Source organism: Ruegeria sp. N11 (assembly GCF_056531525.1).
This window is the reverse complement of record NZ_JBQFLX010000004.1, coordinates 39917-60105: the sequence shown is the minus strand read 5'-3', so window position 1 is coordinate 60105 and position 20189 is coordinate 39917. Positions and strand designations below refer to the sequence as shown.

The 20189-nt window shown below is 55.2% G+C and carries 22 protein-coding genes; 9 read left to right on the top strand and 13 right to left on the bottom strand.

What is annotated here, in order from left to right; genetic code table 11:
- The first annotated feature begins 23 nt into the window (after positions 1–23).
- From ACR0J8_RS05340 to ACR0J8_RS05330, 3 genes are read left to right on the top strand one after another with little or no spacing between them, the layout of a single operon-like run.
- The gene (locus ACR0J8_RS05340) at positions 24–509 is read left to right on the top strand and encodes a TRAP transporter small permease (protein ID WP_170351622.1); all 486 of its coding nucleotides are present in this window, start codon (positions 24–26) and stop codon (positions 507–509) included.
- A 10-nt stretch (positions 510–519) separates the two neighbouring features.
- On the top strand, positions 520–1803 hold the full coding sequence (locus tag ACR0J8_RS05335) for a TRAP transporter large permease (protein WP_170621278.1): 1284 nt from the start codon (positions 520–522) through the stop codon (positions 1801–1803).
- Between the two features lie 47 nt (positions 1804–1850).
- Positions 1851–2996 (top strand): alpha-hydroxy acid oxidase, encoded by a 1146-nt coding sequence (locus ACR0J8_RS05330; RefSeq protein WP_480889067.1) that lies wholly within the window; start codon positions 1851–1853, stop codon positions 2994–2996.
- Positions 2997–3020: 24 nt separating this feature from the next.
- On the opposite strand, the gene ACR0J8_RS05325 is transcribed toward ACR0J8_RS05330, so the two are convergent.
- The 13 genes from ACR0J8_RS05325 to ACR0J8_RS05265 form a co-directional block, all read right to left on the bottom strand.
- The gene (locus tag ACR0J8_RS05325; RefSeq protein ID WP_480889065.1) at positions 3021–3434 is read right to left on the bottom strand and encodes a methylglyoxal synthase; all 414 of its coding nucleotides are present in this window, start codon (positions 3432–3434) and stop codon (positions 3021–3023) included.
- Positions 3415–3933: a 2,4'-dihydroxyacetophenone dioxygenase family protein gene (locus ACR0J8_RS05320; RefSeq protein ID WP_480889064.1), complete on the bottom strand. Its 519-nt coding sequence runs from the start codon at positions 3931–3933 to the stop codon at positions 3415–3417. Before ACR0J8_RS05320 ends, ACR0J8_RS05325 begins: the two co-directional genes overlap by 20 nt.
- Positions 3934–3942: 9 nt before the next feature.
- Positions 3943–4644 (bottom strand): SDR family NAD(P)-dependent oxidoreductase, encoded by a 702-nt coding sequence (locus ACR0J8_RS05315; protein ID WP_480889062.1) that lies wholly within the window; start codon positions 4642–4644, stop codon positions 3943–3945.
- Positions 4641–5267: a 2-dehydro-3-deoxy-6-phosphogalactonate aldolase gene (locus ACR0J8_RS05310; RefSeq protein ID WP_480889060.1), complete on the bottom strand. Its 627-nt coding sequence runs from the start codon at positions 5265–5267 to the stop codon at positions 4641–4643. The genes ACR0J8_RS05315 and ACR0J8_RS05310 overlap by 4 nt, the downstream gene beginning before the upstream one ends.
- The gene (locus tag ACR0J8_RS05305; RefSeq protein WP_170614883.1) at positions 5264–6184 is read right to left on the bottom strand and encodes a 2-dehydro-3-deoxygalactonokinase; all 921 of its coding nucleotides are present in this window, start codon (positions 6182–6184) and stop codon (positions 5264–5266) included. The genes ACR0J8_RS05310 and ACR0J8_RS05305 overlap by 4 nt, the downstream gene beginning before the upstream one ends.
- Positions 6165–6854, bottom strand: coding sequence for an RraA family protein (locus ACR0J8_RS05300; RefSeq protein WP_108861947.1), 690 nt, complete (start codon positions 6852–6854; stop codon positions 6165–6167). Before ACR0J8_RS05300 ends, ACR0J8_RS05305 begins: the two co-directional genes overlap by 20 nt.
- Before the next feature lie 12 nt (positions 6855–6866).
- Positions 6867–7898 carry a C-terminal binding protein gene (locus ACR0J8_RS05295; RefSeq protein WP_480889058.1) on the bottom strand — a complete coding sequence of 344 codons (1032 nt, stop codon included), beginning with the start codon at positions 7896–7898 and terminating at the stop codon, positions 6867–6869.
- A complete protein-coding gene (locus tag ACR0J8_RS05290; RefSeq protein WP_108861949.1) occupies positions 7891–8385 on the bottom strand; it encodes a lactoylglutathione lyase family protein in 495 nt (164 codons plus the stop codon). The genes ACR0J8_RS05295 and ACR0J8_RS05290 overlap by 8 nt, the downstream gene beginning before the upstream one ends.
- 22 nt (positions 8386–8407) lie before the next feature.
- Entirely contained in the window at positions 8408–9196 is a 789-nt protein-coding gene (locus tag ACR0J8_RS05285; protein ID WP_170614885.1) for an SDR family NAD(P)-dependent oxidoreductase, read from the bottom strand.
- A 1-nt stretch (position 9197) separates the two neighbouring features.
- Positions 9198–10199 (bottom strand): ABC transporter permease, encoded by a 1002-nt coding sequence (locus tag ACR0J8_RS05280; protein WP_480889055.1) that lies wholly within the window; start codon positions 10197–10199, stop codon positions 9198–9200.
- Positions 10196–11719 (bottom strand): sugar ABC transporter ATP-binding protein, encoded by a 1524-nt coding sequence (locus ACR0J8_RS05275; protein ID WP_480889052.1) that lies wholly within the window; start codon positions 11717–11719, stop codon positions 10196–10198. The genes ACR0J8_RS05280 and ACR0J8_RS05275 overlap by 4 nt, the downstream gene beginning before the upstream one ends.
- An 84-nt stretch (positions 11720–11803) precedes the next feature.
- Positions 11804–12823, bottom strand: a complete 1020-nt coding sequence (locus tag ACR0J8_RS05270) for a sugar ABC transporter substrate-binding protein (protein WP_480889050.1) — start codon at positions 12821–12823, stop codon at positions 11804–11806.
- Between the two features lie 41 nt (positions 12824–12864).
- Positions 12865–13734 carry an SMP-30/gluconolactonase/LRE family protein gene (locus ACR0J8_RS05265; protein ID WP_170614889.1) on the bottom strand — a complete coding sequence of 290 codons (870 nt, stop codon included), beginning with the start codon at positions 13732–13734 and terminating at the stop codon, positions 12865–12867.
- Between the two features lie 107 nt (positions 13735–13841).
- Here ACR0J8_RS05265 and ACR0J8_RS05260 point away from each other — a divergent pair, with 107 nt between their 5' ends.
- The 6 genes from ACR0J8_RS05260 to ACR0J8_RS05235 all read left to right on the top strand — a co-directional run bounded on the left by ACR0J8_RS05260 (position 13842) and on the right by ACR0J8_RS05235 (position 20008).
- Complete coding sequence (locus ACR0J8_RS05260; RefSeq protein ID WP_170621287.1) at positions 13842–14513, top strand: GntR family transcriptional regulator; 672 nt, start codon at positions 13842–13844, stop codon at positions 14511–14513.
- A 147-nt stretch (positions 14514–14660) separates the two neighbouring features.
- Positions 14661–16214: a sugar ABC transporter ATP-binding protein gene (locus ACR0J8_RS05255; protein ID WP_480889048.1), complete on the top strand. Its 1554-nt coding sequence runs from the start codon at positions 14661–14663 to the stop codon at positions 16212–16214.
- A 2-nt stretch (positions 16215–16216) separates the two neighbouring features.
- Complete coding sequence (locus ACR0J8_RS05250; RefSeq protein ID WP_174818509.1) at positions 16217–17203, top strand: ABC transporter permease; 987 nt, start codon at positions 16217–16219, stop codon at positions 17201–17203.
- Positions 17204–17259: 56 nt separating this feature from the next.
- Complete coding sequence (locus tag ACR0J8_RS05245; protein WP_010437236.1) at positions 17260–18255, top strand: substrate-binding domain-containing protein; 996 nt, start codon at positions 17260–17262, stop codon at positions 18253–18255.
- A gap of 53 nt (positions 18256–18308) precedes the next feature.
- Positions 18309–19211 carry a hypothetical protein gene (locus tag ACR0J8_RS05240; protein WP_480889046.1) on the top strand — a complete coding sequence of 301 codons (903 nt, stop codon included), beginning with the start codon at positions 18309–18311 and terminating at the stop codon, positions 19209–19211.
- The gene (locus ACR0J8_RS05235) at positions 19199–20008 is read left to right on the top strand and encodes an NAD-dependent epimerase/dehydratase family protein (RefSeq protein WP_171133842.1); all 810 of its coding nucleotides are present in this window, start codon (positions 19199–19201) and stop codon (positions 20006–20008) included. Before ACR0J8_RS05240 ends, ACR0J8_RS05235 begins: the two co-directional genes overlap by 13 nt.
- Positions 20009–20189: the final 181 nt, after the last annotated feature.

Here is a 20189-nt window from a genome sequence, read left to right as displayed (position 1 = left end):
TTTCGTTCAACGGGAGGTGAACGGTGTCGGTTATCAAATGGATCGATATGAATGCCGAAAAGGTCTTAGCCAGTGCACTTTTGGCCGCGATTGTCTTATTGATCTTTGGCAATGTGTTCATGCGCTACATTCTGAATGCCTCTCTTTCATGGGGCGAAGAGCTAACGCTTTGGCTATTTGTATGGTTTGTCTGGCTTGGCGTCAGCTATGCATTCCACACTGGCGATCATGTGCGGATCACGGTCCTGCGTGATGTCCTAAGCGAGCGGGCAAGGCTTTACGCGGATGTTGTGATCGCGCTTCTTGTCCTTGGATTTCTGGTCGTTCTAACAATTGAATGCATCAAGCTTATCCGACAGCCTTTTGTGGCCAGCCAGACGTCGGTCGTTTTGGGACTACCAATTCCGATCCTTTATGCTTCGGCGCCGATTGGCGCGGGCCTGTCTGCGATCCGCGTCACTCAACATCTGATCCGAACCCTGCGTCTGATCGCAGGAACCAAAGCGTGAGGAACCCGGCATGCTTGCGACAACGCTTTTCTTGACGCTCTTTGCCCTGTTGCTCTCCAGCGTGCCAATTGGCATCTGTTTGGGCTTAGCCACTATGATCGTGATGGTCTTTGTGGATGGCACGCCACCTATGGTTCTTCTGGCACGGTCGGTGGTAACAGGCGCGGACTCGTTTCCTCTAATTGCCGTCCCTCTGTTCATTTTGGCAGGCGACCTGATGCAGCACGGCGGGATGTCTCGTAGACTGGTTGGGTTCGCCAATGCGCTGATTGGTCATATCCGGGGTGGGCTGGCGTATGTGAACGTACTCGCCTGTGTGTTCTTTGCCGCCATATCCGGCTCATCTCCTGCGACCGTAGCCGCCATCGGGTCGAACATGATCCCAGAGATGGAAAAGGTCGGCTATACGCGCAAATTCAGCGGCGCATTGACAGCATCCTCGGGAATGATCGGTGTAATGATCCCGCCAAGTATTCCCTTCATCATCTATGGTGTTACTGCAGAGGTTTCGATCGGCAAACTGTTTCTCGCAGGCGTCGTTCCTGGCATCCTTTTTGCCCTCATGTTCATGTTGGTTGCTAGGGTTCTGCTGCGAAAGGACGAGGTTGTACACCAATCGACGATTACGTTCTCAGGTCCGGGCGTCTGGCAGAGTTTCCGCTCTTCTATCTGGGCGCTACTGGTGCCTGTGATTATCCTTGGGGGCATCTACAGCGGTATCTTCACCCCTACCGAAGCCGGAGCCGTGGCAGTGGTTTATGCCGCCTTCATCGGGATCTTTGTTTATGGAGACATCTCCCTCAAGGACCTGCCAGAGGTATTGGCGGGCAGTGCAAAGACCAGCGGGACTATTCTGATATTGGTGATCATGGCGACCGCCTTTGGCAGGCTGATCACACTCGCAAGAATCCCGACAGAACTCGCAACAACGATCACCAGCCTGTCCGACAACCCCATCATCATCCTGTTGCTGATCAATCTGCTGTTGTTGGTGATCGGAATGTTCATGGAGACGATTTCGTCGATCATCATCATGACACCGATCCTGCTGCCGGTTGCAACCGCGCTGGGTGTCGATCCGATTGTTTTTGGTGTCATCTTGACGGTCAACCTGGCCATTGGGTTTTGCACACCACCTTTGGGAGTAAACCTGTTCGTGGCTAGCAGCATTTCGAAGGTTTCCATCGAAAGCCTCAGCCGGGCGATCCTGCCATTCTTTGTAGGCATGCTGATCTTGTTGATGTTCATCACCTATGTGCCCGCAATTTCCTTGGCCTTGCCGTCCCTTTGGTGACCGGCCGAGGGCCTACAAACATTAGACGATAAAACCAGAGGACCCGGATGGATTTGGACCTATCCCACCCGTCGATAGAAGACCTTCGGCAAACCGCGCAAAAGCGCATTCCGAAGTTTGCTTTCGAATACCTCGACAGCGCGACTGGCCGGGAGCTGGGGTTGAAGGTCAACCGGGACGCACTTGATGCCATCGGATTCATGCCGCGTGTACTATGCGGCCGAACAAAGGCCGACCTGCAGACTACATTGATGGGTCAAACTTACGATCTGCCATTCGGGATAGCACCGGTAGGCATGTCCGGCCTAATGTGGGCGGGAGCAGAACGGATGCTTGCAAAGGCAGCGGTTGCTCACAACATTCCGTTTTCGCTGTCGAGCGTGGCGGTTGCTTCACCGGAAGATGTGGCACCTTACATTGGCAAAAACGGATGGTTTCAGCATTACCCGGTGAACTCCAGCGATTTGCGCCGCGCGATGCTGCCGAGGATTAAGGCAGCGGGATTTCATACGCTGATCATCACGGTGGACGTACCAGAAGAAAGCCGGCGCGAACGACAACGCCGCGCCAACCTGACCGTGCCTCCAAAAGCTGACCTGCGCACGCTGACTGAAATGGCGTCACGACCCGCCTGGTGCCTTGCGCATTTGCGCGAGGGCATCATGCCACGTATGCGGTTCTTTGACGATTACGTCCCCACGCGCGGGCGAGAAAGTTTTACCCATGCAGGCGCTCTGATCCGTGGGATTCCAGATTGGAACTACCTGCGCGAACTACGGCAGGAATGGGAGGGTCACTTGATCGTCAAGGGTGTCCTGCGGCCGGAAGACGCGCAAAAAATGGTGGCCGAGGGCGTGGATTGCATCTGGGTCTCAAACCACTCCGGGCGTCAATTCGAAGCCGGGCCCGCCGTGATTGACCAACTCCCGAACATCCGCGAGGCGGTCGGAACAAATGTGCCACTGATCTACGACTCTGGCGTTGCCTGGGGATTGGACATCATGCGTGCCCTGGCGAAAGGTGCAGATTTCGTCATGGTCGGACGCGCCTTTCAATATGCCGTTGCAGCGTTCGGAGCACGAGGGATCGACCATCTCGTTCACATCCTAAAAGCTGACATAGAGGCCAACATGAGCCAGCTTGGCAGCGAAAACCTCGGCAATCTGGGAGAGCACCTTCTGATAACTGACTGATCGGCGCTTACGGCGTCCGGGGTATCAGAGAAGCGTGTTGTCACCCCCGTCAATCAGTCCCTTCACGATCAGATCCGCAGTTGAGCGCGAACATGCCATTGGCAGATCATATACCGTCGCGAGACGGGTCAGAGCCTTAACGTCGACGTCGTGTGGCATAGGCGACAGAGGGTCGACAAAGAAAACCAGTGCATCCAGTTTCTCTTCACAGATCATAGCGCCGATCTGTTGGTCGCCTCCGAGTGGTCCACTTTTCAGGCTGGTCACGTCCAGTTCTGGATAGGCTTGCTTAATACGGCTGCCGGTGGTCCCTGTCGAAAAGATTTGTACTCTGGACAGCCGGGCCAATTGCAGCCCAACCCATTCAACGATTTCGTCCTTTCGCGCATCATGGGCCACGAGCGCGAAACGCGGCGCATCACCGGATAAATTGTTCAACGTAGTCTTCTCCAAGACCGACTTCCGCGAAGTGTTTCCGGCACAGATCAATCTTGGTAAAGACATCTTCGTAGCCAGTGACCTTGCCCCACGGATCAACATAGCACATCACGCCATTGACCTGGAAAAAGGTAACCATCTCTTCGACGTCGTCGGGAACGACTAAAGTATGAGTCTCACCCGGCGGCTCAAAGACATATCCGCCTTCTTCCGCAACCCAGTCATGTTCCAGATAATGCCAGCGCCCTTTCAGAACGAAGCCATGGACTGGCTGGGGATGGCGGTGCCGCGAAAGAACACCAGCTTTGCGCACTTTGAGAAGGTTCATCCAATAACCTTGCGAGCGGTTCAGACAGAGCGGTCGGAACCAGACGTTCTCTGCCTGCGGAACCCACAGTCTGTCGTCCTCGCTCATGGCATTCGGGATCACGATCTCGTCTTGCGCATCCCTGGGGAAAGGCAACTGATAGGGCATTCGGGCGGTGTCATGGTCATTCATTGATTTTCCTCACATAGCGAGATAGCCGCCATCGACCGGATAGATCGACCCGGTCACAAAGCTGGCGTTTTCACTCAAAAGCCATTGCACAAGCGCACCGACTTCTTCGGGTTTCCCCCAGCGTTTCATGGGCGTACGCGCCATGATCCCCGCTGTTCGTTCAGGGTCTTCCCGAAGGCCCTGGGTCATCTCTGTCTCGATCCAGCCCGGCGCGATGGCATTGACCCGGATACCGTCTTCGGCCCAGCGGCCTGCCAGTGCCTTCGTCAATTGTGCCACGCCGCCCTTGGAAGCGGAATAGGCCGGCACCAACGGTCCACCAAAAGTGCTGAGCATAGAGGCCGTATTGACGATAGCCCCACCTGTTTCCGCTAAGAAAGGATGCGCGGCGAGACAGCAGCGCATGGTGCCGGTCAAGTTCACATCGAGCACCTTGGCGAATACGTCGATGTCGTATTCTTCGCCTCGCTGAAGAATACCTGCGCAGTTCACCAAAGCATTCAGACCCGTGAGTCCACTGAATACATCATTAATTGAAGCCTGGTCGGTGACATCCAAGATCTGCACCTTTATCCCGTCTCGAGGCTCGAATGCATCCAATTCGGATTGGGAGGCGGATGCAGCAATGACGGACCAACCTGCATCCGCCAACGACCGCGCAACACCCGCACCGATCCCTCGCGTACCGCCCGTTACAAGGGCCTGTTTCATCCAAGTTCCTCCAATACACTGGTGAAGGCGCGCGCGCGCCTGCCGATATCATCCAATGTATAGCTCGGTTTGAAAAGTGCAGAGCCCAGCCCATATCCATCCGCACCTGCGGCATGATACGACGCCACCGTGTCTGGCGTTAAGCCCCCTACAGCAGCGATCACTGCGTCTGCAGGCAATACGGCGCGCATGGCCGCAATAGCAGCTGGTGGCACCATTTCCGCCGGAAAGAATTTAAGGACCGATGCCCCGATATCCAATGCCATAAAGGCTTCGGAGGGGGTCATGACACCTGGACACCAATAGAGATCACGGGCGACAGCCGCGCGCCCGACATCTCGGTTCATATTGGGCGACACAATGATCCGCCCGCCTGCATCTGCAACCGCCGCGACCTGATCCGCAGATAACACTGTACCAGCGCCAACGATGGCTTGAGCACCATGTTTCGCAACGATCTGCGTAATCGATTCCAGCGGGTCCGGTGAGTTGAGCGGCACTTCGATGATCCGAAACCCGGTATCGAAGAGTACATCAGATACCGGGCGCGCATTTTCTGGTGCCAGCCCCCGCAAAATCGCAATCAGCGGGTTCTCAGCCAGAGCTGCAGTGAGGTCAATCATCCGACCAACCCCGCAGCGCGAGCAATCAGAAAATGCCCTTTCGCAACGATATCATCTGGCGCGCGACGGCTGTCGAAACCAGCAGTTCGAAGCGCTATTTCGTATCGGTCGGACAAATCGCTACGTCCAACAACAGTGATCGAACCAACGTCTTCTAATTCGCCGATCGCGGCAGCAACCTCCGTCCCGATCAACAAGCCCGACAAGTAGTCGGCCGTAGCTACTTTTGAGATTTTTCCCATGAGAGGAAGCGTCCGAACATGAAACAGGCTGTGCAGCAGGTTCGACTCACCACTGAGGCCCGCTTCGACGCCCATCACGAATGCGTCTTCGCTGAAGACGTCCTCCTTCATCAAGGTGCCAAGGATTGTGTGTTCTTTCAGCGCCGAAAAGATCTCGCCGGTCATGTAGGTCGAGAAATCCACGATCTTCCCATCCGCAACCTGAACCCATTTGCTGTGCGTTCCCGGCATCACGAACACACCTTCGCTCAAGCCTAGTGAAGATGCCCCGATGATCTGGGTCTCCTCGCCGCGCATTACGTCAGGTCCACCGGCATGTTCCGTTGAAGCACCTGTCACAAAATGAATACGCGCTCCGTTGGCCGCTTCGTGCGGGACCAACGCTCGCGCAAGACCGCCAGCACCCAGAGGCATTTCGGCATATTGCGTTTCTACCCAGCCATTGCGGCTGGTGATCATGCCAGATGCCAGGATCGGCAGGTTAGCTTTTGCGACCCAAGGGCCGATGAGACGATCAAGGACCGCGTCAAAGGTTTGCCCCGCAACCTGCATGATACCTTCAGGCGACGAGACCCCTTCGATCACCTCGCCCTCCGCGCCAATTAGAAATGCACGGAACGATGAAGTGCCCCAATCTACGCCGATCAGCGCTGGCTCAGATGCGACCGAATTCATTCAGCAGATCCTCAACGGTTTTGCCTTGGGCCACCCATTTACGGGTTTCCTCCTCACGGTCAGCTTGCTCTTGAGCAAGGCGCACGGTTTCCTCGGCAATTTCCTGTGGAACCACGACGACGCCCATAAGATCAGCTACAATGAAATCACCGGGGTTTACGACGACGCCCCCACAGGCGATTGGCACATTGATCGAAAGTTCTTCTTTACGTTCCGAGAACATCGTGTGCGTTCCGCGCGGCGTGATCGCGCGCGTCCATATTGGCCAGTTGATGTCTTCCAACTCATCTGTGTCACGGCCAGTGCCATCTACGATCATACCACGAATGCCACGATTCTTGGCCAGACCACCCATTAAACCGCCGCAGACTGACGTTTGACGATCACCACCCGCGTCCACAACGATCACGTCCCCGGGTTGTCCCATTTCAAGCGCTCGCAATGGGTCGACCAGATCGCCTTTTGAAAGCTGAACCGTCACGGCCTGGCCTGTCACCTTGGCGCGGAAAGCGGGCTTGATGGCGCTGTCCATCACGCCTGTTCGGTACTGCACATCCGCAAAAATGGCAGCAGCAGAATACGCCTCCAACACCTTGTCGAATTTTTTGAGAAGTTCCGGGTTTCTTTCAAAATCATTGAAAACCCTAAGGTCTGTGCTGACGTCTGGCATTCTTGTCTCCTGTTATGCGGTAGATACGGCCAATGCCTCGGCATTGACTGTGTAGTCGGGGTTTTGTCCTGTCAGAACCTTGGCCACTTGCGTGGCCGCGGTAACCCGCGCTGCGTGTATGGATTCCTCGGAATAGTAGGCGGCATGCGGCGTTACGAGGACGTTGGGCAGTGTGAACAGCGGGTTGTCATCAGGTGTCCAGTTGGCGCGCTTGGCCGGCTCTTCTTCGGGGTCGTCGAGCCCTGCAGCAGCCAAATGGCCTTCGGTCAGCGCCCGGAACAGGGCTTTGTTGTCGACCGTTGGTCCGCGTCCAGTGTTCACGAGTATCGCACCGGGCTTCATAACCGAGAATTCGGCATCCGACAAAAAGTGATGCGTGTTCGGCGTCATCGGCGCTTGCATCAGGATATAGTCGGACCTTGCCAGCAATTCAGGCTTGCTCACCAGCTCGACCCCAATCGTTGCCGCGACTTCTCTTGGCAAATACGGATCGTAGGCGATGACCGTAACTCCAAAAGATTGCGCCCGCGTTACGATGGCTTGCCCTATTTTTCCCAGCGAGACGACACCCATCGTCCGCCCGCGCAACCGGTAGACCGGCTGCCCGCTTTGCCACTTCCAGACCCCTGCATGAGTGGCCCGATCATAGTCGGGCAACTTGCGCGCCAGGGTCAGCCAAAGGGCAATCGCGTGATCGGCGACTTCCTCCGTGCAATAGTTTTGCACGTTGGTAACGAGGATGCCTTTTTCCGTTGCCGTGCCGACATCCACGATATCTACGCCCACGCCATAACGCGCGATGACCTCGCAGTTCCGCATCCGCGCAATCGTTTCCTTCCCGATCCGGGCATATTGATTCATCATCGCTGAGCAATGCGGCGCGACATCAAACAGGTCTTCCTGGCGTTTGGCCTGAAGCGCAATCACCTCGGCTCCGGCGGCTTCCAGAATTTCCGTCTCAACGGCAACATCACCAAAGTCGTAATCGGTTATCACGACCTTAGGTTTGTCCGTTCTGGGGGAAAAGTCAGCGCGATCAGTCATAGGCACCCGCCGAATAGGTCAATTCGTACGAGTGGCTGTAGAGCTCGAAGATGTTGCCAAACGGGTCTTCCATATAGACCATGCGATAAGGCTTTTCACCTGGGTAATACTTGCGCACTTGGCTCATGCGCTGGCGCCCGCCCAAGTCTTCGATAACCTTGATGCGGCCTTCCAGATCCTCGTCCTGTACGCAGAAATGAAACAAGCCACGCCGCCAATATTCAAACGGGCGTTCTTCTTCGACGGTCTTCGGGAACTCAAACAATTCGATGCCAACACCGTCGCCCATCGACAAATGTGCGATGCGGAAGCTTCCCCAGCCTTCCCCAAATACATCGTCGCACATCTGACCGATGGCGCTTTCGTCATGCAGGATTTCAGTTGGTTCCATCAGCACGTACAGGCCGAATGCCTTGGAATAGAACTCCACGGCTTTTTCGAGGTCGGGAACTGTGATGCCAATGTGAGAGAAAGTGAGAGCGGCCATGTAGGGCTCCTCCAGTTAGAAGTTAAAGAATGTTGCGAACTATGCCGCCTTCGATCCGATGCGCAGAACCATTGGAGGCTGTACTTGCAGAGATCGTGACGATCATGCGGGCGACTTCGTCTGGTTGGACAAAGCGCTGTATGAGCGATGTGGGTTCATCTGATTTGAAGTAATTGCCCACGATCGTGTCGAGCGGCTCACCCTTCTGATCGGCGAGGCCGTCAAAATAGGCTTCGACACCTTCGGTCCAGGTTGGACCAGGCAGGATCGAGTTAACCCGGACTTTTGTCCCCTTTGTCAATTCTGCCATGCCACGTGTCAGACCTAACATGGCAGTTTTAGTGACAGAATAATGCACCATCTGAGGTAGTGGCTTCACTGCCGCTTCGCTGGCCATGTTGATGATAGATCCCTTATCGCGGCCAAGCATGTCAGGCAGGAAAATTCGGCTCATCCGAACGGCGGACAGGACATTGATGTTGAAATAGTGCATCCAGTCGTCATCCGTGAGATCCTCGAACGGCTTAACCGAGAAGATGCCGACATTATTAACGAGAACATCCACCGCCCCGCGCGCTCGCGCAAACTCCGCCAGAGTTTCCGCATCAGACGTCTTGGTTAGATCGGCCGCAATGCCTTCAACGTCACCCAGAGATGACAGGTCATCGACGCAGTCGGACACCTCCGCCTCGGTCAGGCCATGCACGATGACCCGCGCGCCTTCTTCCAGATAGACCCGGGCAGTGGCTTTGCCGATGCCGGAACCTGAGCCAGTCACCAGGACCAGCTTATTTTTGAGCCCCAGATCCATCTCAGGCCTCCTTCTTAACGTTAGATGACTGCTGTGATGAAGGGCGGCCGAACATTCGACCCATCAAGCCCGAAATTTCCGCGCGCCACATGTCTATGCCAACGGCCAACAGAATGATCAGGCCCAACACGATGTTCTGAACCGAAGATGGCGCAGCGTTTAGGTTCAAACCATTCTGGACGATAACGATTGTCATCGCCCCCATCAGCGTGGCGAGGATGTTGCCGCGGCCGCCTGCAAGGCTGGCTCCGCCGACAACAGCAGCGGCAATGGCCTGCAGTTCCAGCGTTTGGCCATAGTTGGGCGAACCAGAGTTGAGGCGCGCTGACATCAGGATCGCACCAACCGCAGTCATAAAACCCGCGATGACAAATGTCGTCGTCTGAACTTTACGTACGTTTATACCCGTCAGAACGGCAGCGGATGGGTTACCACCCACGGCATAGATCTCACGGCCGAGTTTCGTGTAGTTCATAGTGAACGCGGCAAGGACGTAGAAGAACACGAGGTAGAAGAATGGCATCGGAACGCCGAACAACTTGCCGTAAAAGATTGGCTCCAGCGCCGGATCCAGCGAGAAGATCGGAGACCCATTGTTGAAGGTCAGGGCAAGGCCCCTGAAGGCAATCAACGCCGCCAATGTTGTGATGAAAGATGGGATACGCCCATAGGCTGTTATCAGCCCAATGAATAGACCAAACAATCCGCCCATGAGGAGAATGAGTGGCAATGCCAGAACCAGTGGAATGCCAACAAATTTCAACATTTGCGCAAGGATCATGGTCAGCAAAGCCACCATAGACCCGGAACTCAGATCGATGCCCGCAGCGAAGATCACGATAGTAGACCCGATTGCGATCAAGGCCACGATGCTTACCTGTAGGGACAGGTTTGAAAGGTTACCCGGGTTCAGGAAGCGTTCGGTCGTAAGTGCCACGATCAGTGCGACGATCACCATTGCTGCAAATGGTCCGATCAACTGGGTGTCAAAGATCCGCTTCATGCGAAAGCCTCCTTAGGCTTGGATTGAGGAGTGTCGGCGGACGCGCGCACAAGGTCGTCGTGCGTAAGGTCGGATGCATCGACCGTGCGCATTATCGTTCCGTGCTGCACGACGGCAATCCGATCGCTCATGGCAAGCAACTCATCATGGTCTGAACTGATCAGAATGATCGATTTTCCCGCCCGCGTGAGCCTGTTAATCAGCTTGTAAACAGCGATCTTGGCGCCGATATCGATCCCCTGCGTTGGCTCATCAAGGATCAGGATGTCCGAGGCTGAAAACAGCCAGCGTGCAATCACGATCTTCTGCTGATTTCCACCAGACAAGAAGTTGACCGTCTTTTCCTCGGCCTGGGTCGAGATTTCCAAATCGCGGATCAGGTCATGGGTGGCTTGCTCTTCCGCTTTGAGATTCAACACGCCGAACCGACTAAGCCCGCCGAGGGAGGCTGCGGTTACGTTCCCGCTTGCGCGGAAATTGAAGAACAACCCGTCAAACTTACGGTTCTCCGGAACAAGGGCCAATCCAGCACGGATCGCATCGATTTCCCGGCGGAAGCGAACCGGCTTGCCGTTAAGTGTTATCTGTCCGCCCGTCAGCTCGTCTGTCCCGAACAGGGCGCGAGCGATTTCTGTGCGGCCACTGCCCAATACGCCGCCCAAGCCCAGAACTTCACCCCGGCGCAACGAAAACGATACATCTTTCACGCCCGAATTGGTGGCCAGACCCGCCGCCTCTAGCACAATATCCTTGGTCGCGTTCTGCTCCTTGGGATAATGCTCACCAATGTCCTCACCGACCATTGCGCTGACAATCTCAGAGACGTTGATCTTGGTCTCGCCACTTGCGCGCACAACACAGCCGTTGCGCAAGATCGTCACTTCATCAACGATCCGTTCAACCTCATCCAGCCTGTGCGACACATAGAGAATGGCTGTGCCGCGTTCGCGCATATTGCGCAGTAACTGATGCAGGCGCTCGATTTCATCTTCACCCAATGCCGCCGTCGGCTCATCCAGGATGATCATGCGGGCGTCCATCGCGACCGCTTTCGCGATCTCGACCAGTTGTTGCTCGCCGACCGATAGCGATCCGGTGATGGTTTCGGGAGAAACATCGACATCCATTTCAGCTAAAACGCGCGCGGCTTCGTTGTGAACCTTGGCCCAGTCGATCACACCAAAACGAGACCGAGGCATATTGCCAAGGAAGATGTTTTCGCCAACCGACAAGGTGGGCACGATCGAGAATTCCTGAAAAACTGTTGCGACGCCCAGCTCACGTGCCGCCTGAGGATCGCTGACCGTGACCGGCTTGCCATTGTGCAGGATTTGACCGCTATCGGGTTGCTGCACGCCGGAAAGTGTCTTGATCATGGTCGATTTGCCACAGCCGTTTTCACCCAGCAGCCCATGAATGGAACCGGGCATAAGCCGGATGCAGACTTTGTCATTCGCCAATACCCCAGGATAGGCCTTGGTGATATCGACAAATTCCCAAAGTGGCGTTGCGGGTGTCATTGCGATTGCCTCGACAAAAGGGGAACTCGGTTGAATTGCGACCCGGCAGCACGCGCACGCGCCACCGGGAAGCGGGGAGAAAGTTCAGTACTCTTTGGACGGCTGCGGGAAGAGCTTTTCTGGCTCTTGCAGCACGCTGATCGCACCGTCTTTGTCTTCAATTGATGTGGGCGTTTCGATCCAGCCGCCGGGATAGGACCCGTTGAGCGCATCAATGGTTGCGTGCATAGCCGCTTTACCCATTAAGAACGGTGAGGTGTTGACGGTTGCCGTGATGTTGCCAGCCGCAATCTCTTCAAGGCCAGACGTGTCTCCATCATTACCCAAAAGGACGATATCATTGCGGCCGAGTGCTTTCGCAGCAAAGGATGCCCCAATGATCATGTAGTCGTTCGCCGCGAAGATCATGTCGAGATCGGGGTTCGACTGTAGGATGTCCATACCAGCAGTGTTGCCGCCCTCAACGTTCCATTTACCGTCAATAGACACCACAACGTCGAAGTTTTCGTTGCCCTCGATACCGTCGAGGAAGCCGCCCACACGTTCGGTCGAGTGATAGCCAGGCTGCCCTTCGATAATGCCGACCTTCAACGGTTGATCGCCATAAGTTTCAATGGCCCAATCAGCGATAGCATGTGTGCCGCTGCGCTGGGAGTACCCGACAACGCCATGAATTGGTGTCGGGAAGTTCGGGATGTCCGAGTTGATCATCAAAACTGCCATGCCCTTGTCGACGGCTTGCTTCAGCAGTGGTGCGGCAGCAAATTCATCGTGGGTACCAAAGATGATTGCATCCACATCCTGCGTCAGCACATCCTGGATCATTCCCATTTGGCCGTTGATGTCCGCACCGGACTGGGGAGCAAGCATGAAGACTTCCACCCCGGCCTCAGCGGCAACCGCTTTGATGCCTTCACCAATGGCAATGTAGTAGTTGAACTCCGTCGCCGGCGGCATATACGCGATCCGGAACGTTTCGTTTTTGGGTTCTATCGCATCGATTGGCGCTTGCGCCCCGTCCTCAAGCGGAACCGGCGCTGGATAGTTTTCGGCCAGAGCGACCGTTGCCAGCGTGGCGAACCCCGCGGCAAGCGTAGTGGTCATTAGCGTTTTCAACATAGTTTTCTCCTCCAGAATTTCGTTGGTTATCCTTTGAATGGCGCGTCGATCACGCCACGAACGCCGGGTTTCACAGCAAAGAGGCCGCCGGATTCCGGTTCTTTTGTTAAAGCTGCTTCGTCACTCATCAGCCTTGAGGTCGTGATGAACAGCGCGTCGAGATCAGGGCCACCGAAAGCGCAACAGGTGGGCTTCCAGACCGGCACCTCGATCACGCGGTCTATCGTGCCGTCAGGTGCGACGCGAACAACGCGATGGCCTTCCCATTCGGCGTTCCAGACGCCCCCTTCGACATCGACACAGGACCCATCAGGCAAGCCAGGCTCATCATAGAAAGAAGCATGCTGCCGACGGTTCGAAACGGTTCCACTGCGGGTGTCGTAATCAAATGCGACGACTTCCCGAGCGGGGGTATCAGCAAAGAACATCGTGGTACCGTCGGACGTAAAGCAAGTCGAATTGGCGCAAGACACTCCTTCGATGATCGTCTGTACACTCAAATCCTTATCGACGCAGATGACCGACGAATCGGCCTTGCCAGAAACTTCGTTCATGCCTCCAACAATCAATCGCCCCTGGCGATCGGTTCGCCCATCGTTCAGCCGTGTCTCCGGATTGTTCGGCTCGAATCGCGTCACGAGAGTTTCCTCGCCCTGGGGCGAATCCAGCAAGACAACTCGGTCCGCATAAGCAACGATCAGTCCGCCAGACGCACGCGGCGCAAAGCAACACACACGCTCTGGCATCTCATGAGATGCGGATTCTGACGTTGCAGGATCAAATGACCAAAGCGCGCAGCCCTCAATATCGGTCCACCAGATAAGGTCATCGGCGGGATTCCAGAAAATCCCTTCCCCGTGCTGGTTCTTACAATCGACGACCAACTCTGCGCGCACTTTTTTGATCTCCCAAGTACATTCTGATATCTGATATACCAGCTTGCCTAATCTGGTGTATCAGATATCTTGCATCTGGCAACACCTTTTTTTGGAGATATCCTCAGATGGCGCTTGAGAGACCCAAGTCTTTGCGTGAACTCGCACTGGAACATTTGCGGAATAGTATTATCGATGGCTCCCTGAAAATGGGTCAGGTTTTGTCGGAGCGAAAAATCTCCGAAGAGCTGGGCGTATCGAAATCGCCAGTCCGCGAAGCACTCGCTCAATTACGTGACGAAGGGTTGGTCAGTATCGAGCCTCAAAAAGGCGCACGCGTTTTTTCGCTGTCTGAGCCGGAAGTGACTCAGATCTGCGATTTCAGACAGGCTATCGAAACTGCCGCCTTTGAACTTGCGTTGTTGCGGAGCCCGGAAGGTCTTGCCGACGACATGCAGCGTGTCGTGAAGGACATGGAGAAGGAACGCAGGCGAGGCAATGAAAAGGGCTACCTTTCACTGGATACCACATTTCATCAGTTGATTTTTGAACATGCCGGTAACGATTATCTGACGGCCAGCTATACACGCTATATCGGTAAGATTGCCGCATTGCGGACCCATTTGGCGAAGCTGCCACAGCATACTGAGCTTTCCTTCGATGAGCATTCGAAAATCGCTATTGCCGTTCGCGAAGGCGACATGGCCAAAATCAAATCTCTTCTCACTGCGCATATTGACCGCACCAGACAAGCCTACAAAAGCGCCGCCATCGTCCTCGAAGGAGCGACCGCATCCTAGCAAAAACGTAGCTTTGTTGTGACGGGGGCGGGCCAAAACGGCGCCGCCCCTTTCTCTTGGGCACCTCCCGGTCTTTTCTTTTTCAGTTGACATCTGAGATATCAGATGCCAATCAAAAAGCGGGAGGAAGCTTGAATGACGCCAGCAATGAAACCTGAATCACCGGGGTTACAGCCACTGATCCAGCTGGATCGGGTTGGCAAAAGCTTCGGCACGAACATTGTTTTGGATGGCATCGACTTTGAATTGAGACCCGGCGAAGTTCACGCGCTTTGTGGGGAAAACGGCGCTGGCAAATCCACCTGTCTCGGCCTGTTTTATGGGCTTCACCAACCTTCTGCTGGGCGCATCCTGTGCGACGGGAAGGAACAGCGGGTCGAAAGCCCGTCGCATGCGCAATCCCTGGGCATCGGCTGTGTTTTCCAAGAGCTCAGCCTCGCTGGCGCGCTCTCTGTTGCGGAAAACATCTACGCGGGCCGCGTACCCACCCGGTTTGGTGTAGTTGACTGGCCTGAACTGCGCCGCCGAGCGGAGGCGTTGCTGGCGGAATTCGGTCTGAATATCGACGTTTCAACATCCGTGGAAAACTTGCCGATCAGCTCACGCCAGATTGTTGAAATCGCCAAGGCGTTGTCGTTGAATTCCCGCGTCCTTTTGCTGGATGAACCGACGTCGGCATTGGCACCCGACGAAGTAGACGCACTATTCGATGTCCTAAAGTCCCTGACAAAAAAAGGGATTGGCATCGTCTATGTCAGCCACCATATGGCTGAGATTTTCCAGATCTCGGATCGCATTACCGTTTTGCGAGATGGGCACCACATCAGCACTTTACCGGTTTCGGAAACTTCTCAGGAACAAGTCGTTGCCGAGATGATCGGTGGCGCTCACCCCGGTGATGTCACGCGGTCAGGTAAGGTTAACGGCGAAGAGGTTTTGCATGTCCAAGACCTAACCCATCCAGGTGAATTCGAATACATTTCTTTCTCCATTAAAGCCGGAGAGATTGTAGGGATGGCAGGGTTGATGGGCGCTCGCCGCAGCGAGATTGTTCGATCGATTGTCGGGCTGATGCATGGCGAGACCGGGGAGATCAGACTTCACGGCAAGCCTGTTAACTTTGCGTCCTTGCGGCAGGCGATGCGTGCTGGGGTCGGGTTTGTTCCCGAGGAACGCAAGACTGAAGGCCTCTTTCTGGAACAATCACTCAGCGACAACCTGATCGCGGCCAGTCTTTCCGATCATTCGTCTGCTGGGCTCATGCGTTCGGGCTCGATCAAAGCAGCCAGCCAAGCAGCCATTGACGCCTTCAGTGTCAAAACCAGCGGGATTAACGAACTTGTTGGTGATCTGTCAGGGGGCAATCAGCAAAAGATCATGTTGGCCAAGTGGCTCAAACGCGCGCCAGCTCTTCTGATTATCGAGGAGCCCACAAAAGGGGTCGACGTCGGAGCCAAATTCCAAATCCACACGGAGCTTTTACGTCGAGCAGCCGAGGGAATGGCCATCCTCGTCGTGTCATCCGATTTTCCCGAACTTGTCTCTCTCTCAACCCGCATCCTTGTCGTCCACGACGGTCGCCTCATGGGAGACATCGCAGCCGCTGAGGCAACCGAAACCACGCTTCTTCAAATGGCCGCCGGAAATTCCGTTCCAATTGTGGACGCACCCCAAACCAATCAATCAGGAGTCGCGACGTGACCATGACCGCTCAAGCCAACTTGCCCATGAAGCGTCCGCTACTGCGCCGTGTTTTACAAGCTTTTGTCGATATTCGTGAACTGACGCTGATCGTTCTGATCGCCGCCATCATCATCGTGATGTCCAACGTTAATCCCTATTTCCTCAGCTTCTCGAACTTTCGAGCCGTGGCCGTGGGCATGGCCCCCACCGCGATCATCGTGATCGGTATGGCGATACTACTTGCATCCGGCGGGTTCGATCTTTCCGTTGGATCGGTAATGGCTTTGTCTTCTACCGTCGTGGCCATGCTACTTTTGACTGGCATGCCAATTCCGCTCGCGGTGGTATGCGGATTAGTGCTGGGTGGAATTGTCGGCGTAGTGAACGGTTTGCTGGTGACCGGACTCGGGATCAATCCGCTTATCGCGACCCTCGGCACGATGTCGATCGCGCGAGGCATCGCTCTTGTCTTGACCGAAGGTTTTTCTGTTTCAAGCCTGCCGGCATCATTTGCCTGGATCGGCAAGGCCGACATAGGCGGTTTTCCGGTAATCGTCTTGTTCACCATTCTGCTGGTCGTCCTGTTTGACCTAGCCGTCCGCCATACACGCTTTTTCCGTCAGGTCTATTTCATCGGCGCCAATGAAAAGGCCGCGATGTTGTCAGGCATCCATGTAACACGCGTGCGTATCATCCTGTACGCACTGACCGGTATTCTGGCTGCTTTGGCGGGTGTATTGCTGGCGTCCCGCCTGATGAGCGGTACGCCCACGGCAGGCAACGGTATCGAACTTCAGGTTCTGGCTGCGGCTGTCATCGGTGGCGCATCCCTACGCGGTGGGGAAGGTACTATTCTTGGTGCTTTCCTCGGCGTCGTTTTCGTCGCGTTGATCAACAACACCATGACGATGCTGGCCGTATCGATCTACTGGCAGATGATTGTCATCGGCGGTGTACTCGTTACAGCGGTCGCCTTGGACATGCTGATCCGAAGCAAACGGGGCTGAGCCCGAAGCTTTCCAAAACTCAACAACAACCAAAGATCCAAAACAGGGAGACTACGATGACTGAATTGAATGTGAATCGGCGCAGGCTGCTGACAGCGGGCACCACCGCTGGATTGGCCGCAGCGTTCGGACTGCCCATGCTGTCCAAAGAAGCCATGGCACAAGCGGCCGGCAAGGAGTATGTGTTCCTGTCCATCGTCACGCAGGTGCCTTTCTGGGTGGACTATCGAAATGCGATGGAAGACCTTGAGGAACTGATGGGCATCAAGGCCACATTCACGGGCCCGTTGGATTTCGACACGGCCGCACAAGCACGCCAATTGGATGAACTGATCGCAAGACGTCCCGCAGGCATCCTTATCTTCCCCGGTGATCCAGCCACTCTGGCCCCCGGCGTTGAACGTGCGGTGGAGGCTGGCATTCCAGTCACATGTTGTATTGGCGATATTCCCGACAGTCCCCGGTCCACATTCCTTGGTATCAACGGCGTTCAGGCAGGACGAGTCGGCGGCGAAATGCTGGCGCAAGCGATTGGCGGTAAGGGTAAAGTTATCCTCGGCACTTTCCCTGCCCCTTCCACATTGGAGCGTGTCGAAGGGTACAAACAAATCTTTGCCGAGAAATACCCAGATATCGAGGTCGTCGACGTCGTCAACGACAAGGCCGACCCGTCCTATGCGCCGACAGCCTACCTTCAGGCAATTCAGGCGAACCCTGATATTGTTGGCATTGGCGGCACGGACGGCGACAGCGGCAAAGGCGCGGCAATTGCAGTCAATGAGGCGGGACGCAAGGACATCAAGATCGTCGCGATGGACCGGAATGATGATATGCTTCCCTATATCGAAGACGGCACAATTCACGGCGCAGTGGCTCAGAAATCCTATCTTGAGATCTTTCTCGCCTTCCACATGATGCATTGGCAGAACACTGACGCGCTGAAGGTCTTGCCCGATTGGAAGGCGGCTGGCATCAATCCTCTACCCGAGCGCGTTGAAACCGGGGTTATGCCGATTACTGCCGAGAACGTCGTCCAGTTCAAGCACACCTAGGCGATTGTCCCGGTGCATTCTATCGCGCCGGGAAACCGATATGAGGGGGTTACATGTCGGACAGATGGAGCGTTCTCCACCTGCAGCAAAACGATCTGCAACTGACACTCCTGCCCGGCATCGGGGGCCGCCTATGGGATGTAAACTTCCAAGGGCGCTCCCTCCTATTTCAAAACGCGGATCTCAACGGTTTCGATGTCGATAGTACCCAGCTTACTGATCTGCCCACACGCTCTCCACAATTTGGTTTTCCGCTCTGGGGCGGCGAGAAGACTTGGATCGCCCCGGATGCATCATGGGTAAACGGCGCTCCGTTTCCCGTGTTGGACAGCGGCTCTTACCAGATCACTTCAAGAAGCAGCACTCGTATCGACATGACCAGCGCATTATGCCCGACGTCGCACTTGTCAGTGTCGCGCCGCATCACGCTGACCTCGGCGGAAAGCTGGGAAATAGAACACATCGTGGTCAACCATGGGACCTCCTCGCGCCTGACCGGCATTTGGTCAGTCATGATGCTTAACACCCCCACCAAGGTCGGTGTCGAATTGGAAGACCCTGCATTTTATCCTGTTTTTGGCTCTGCCGAAGGGATGATAGCTACGCACGGCAATGGCATTGTCTTGGATTGCAACAGACAGCAGGAATTCAAGGTCGGGCTACCGAACCCCAACGGTCGTACATTGATACGGTGCGGCGCTGATGCCCCGTTGCTAATGTGCTCGGTACCGGAACCTCAAAAGGGCGATCAATTTGCACACGACTATCCGTTTGAGGTCTTTAATTCAGCCGATTACGCCTATTGCGAAGCGGAGTGGCACTCCCCGGCACGCAAGCTCGCACCGAATGAAACGCTGAGTTTTCGGCAGATGTTCCGCGTCTTGACGGATGAAGATGCAACCCAAATGCCATTGGGGCTCACAAACAACAAGGAGTTCCTTTCATGCATGTCTTGATTACAGGCGCAGGCGGGCATCTCGGCCGCAAACTCTTCAACGCGCTAGAAAGCGACCCCGATTACACCGTCTCTGGCATCGACATCCGTCCCGTTGATCATCCCGACATTCACACAGCAGACCTGTCCGACGACAGCAGTTGGGTCAGTTTGCTAAAGGGAGTGGACGTTATCGTACATCTTGCCGGAGACCGAGAGCCTTCCGCCACTTGGGCTTCCGCGATCAATCACAATATGGATGCAACGCTTTCACTCTATCACCATGCGGCAGCCATGGGCGTCAGCCGCGTGGTTCTTGCCAGCTCCAATTGGGTTCACGGCGACAAAAGGTTCACGCATGAGGTGCTCAACAGCACGACACCACCAGGGCCAGTAAACGCCTACGGCATGTCAAAGCTATTCTGTGAACGGACAGGGGCCTATTTCGCCGAGCATCACGGACTATCGGTCATCTGCTTGCGCATCGGCTGGACACAATGGACGCATGACAACCAACCCGGCACACACATGGCGATGGGTCGGTGGGGTCAGGAAATGTGGTTGAGTGATCGGGACTTTCTAAGCGGAATGCGCGCCGCAATAGATGCCAAGGATATTTCCTTCGCAGCCCTAAACCTAATGTCAGATAACCCGGGGATGCGCTGGAATATCAACGAAACACGGCAAGCGATTGGCTACTCTCCAATGGATGGAAGCCCCGCGAAAATAACAGTGGGCATTGTACTGAGATCCACGCTGAAACGGCTGTTTTCAGTCTGGCTCCCCAGCTACGTCACGACACGTTTTCCAGATTGGTAAAGTACAAGGTCCGGGCATTGTTGTTGCGTTGCGCAATCATTTTCCGAAACCTCGCATCGAAGTAAGCGCAAAAGGTCAGCGTTGTCCGCTTCGCAGTCGACGGAGAGTGACAGAACGAGCGCCAGATATCGCAGCCATTGGATGATTGATAGCACGGTAGCGAACCGCGAAGGTCGCTGTT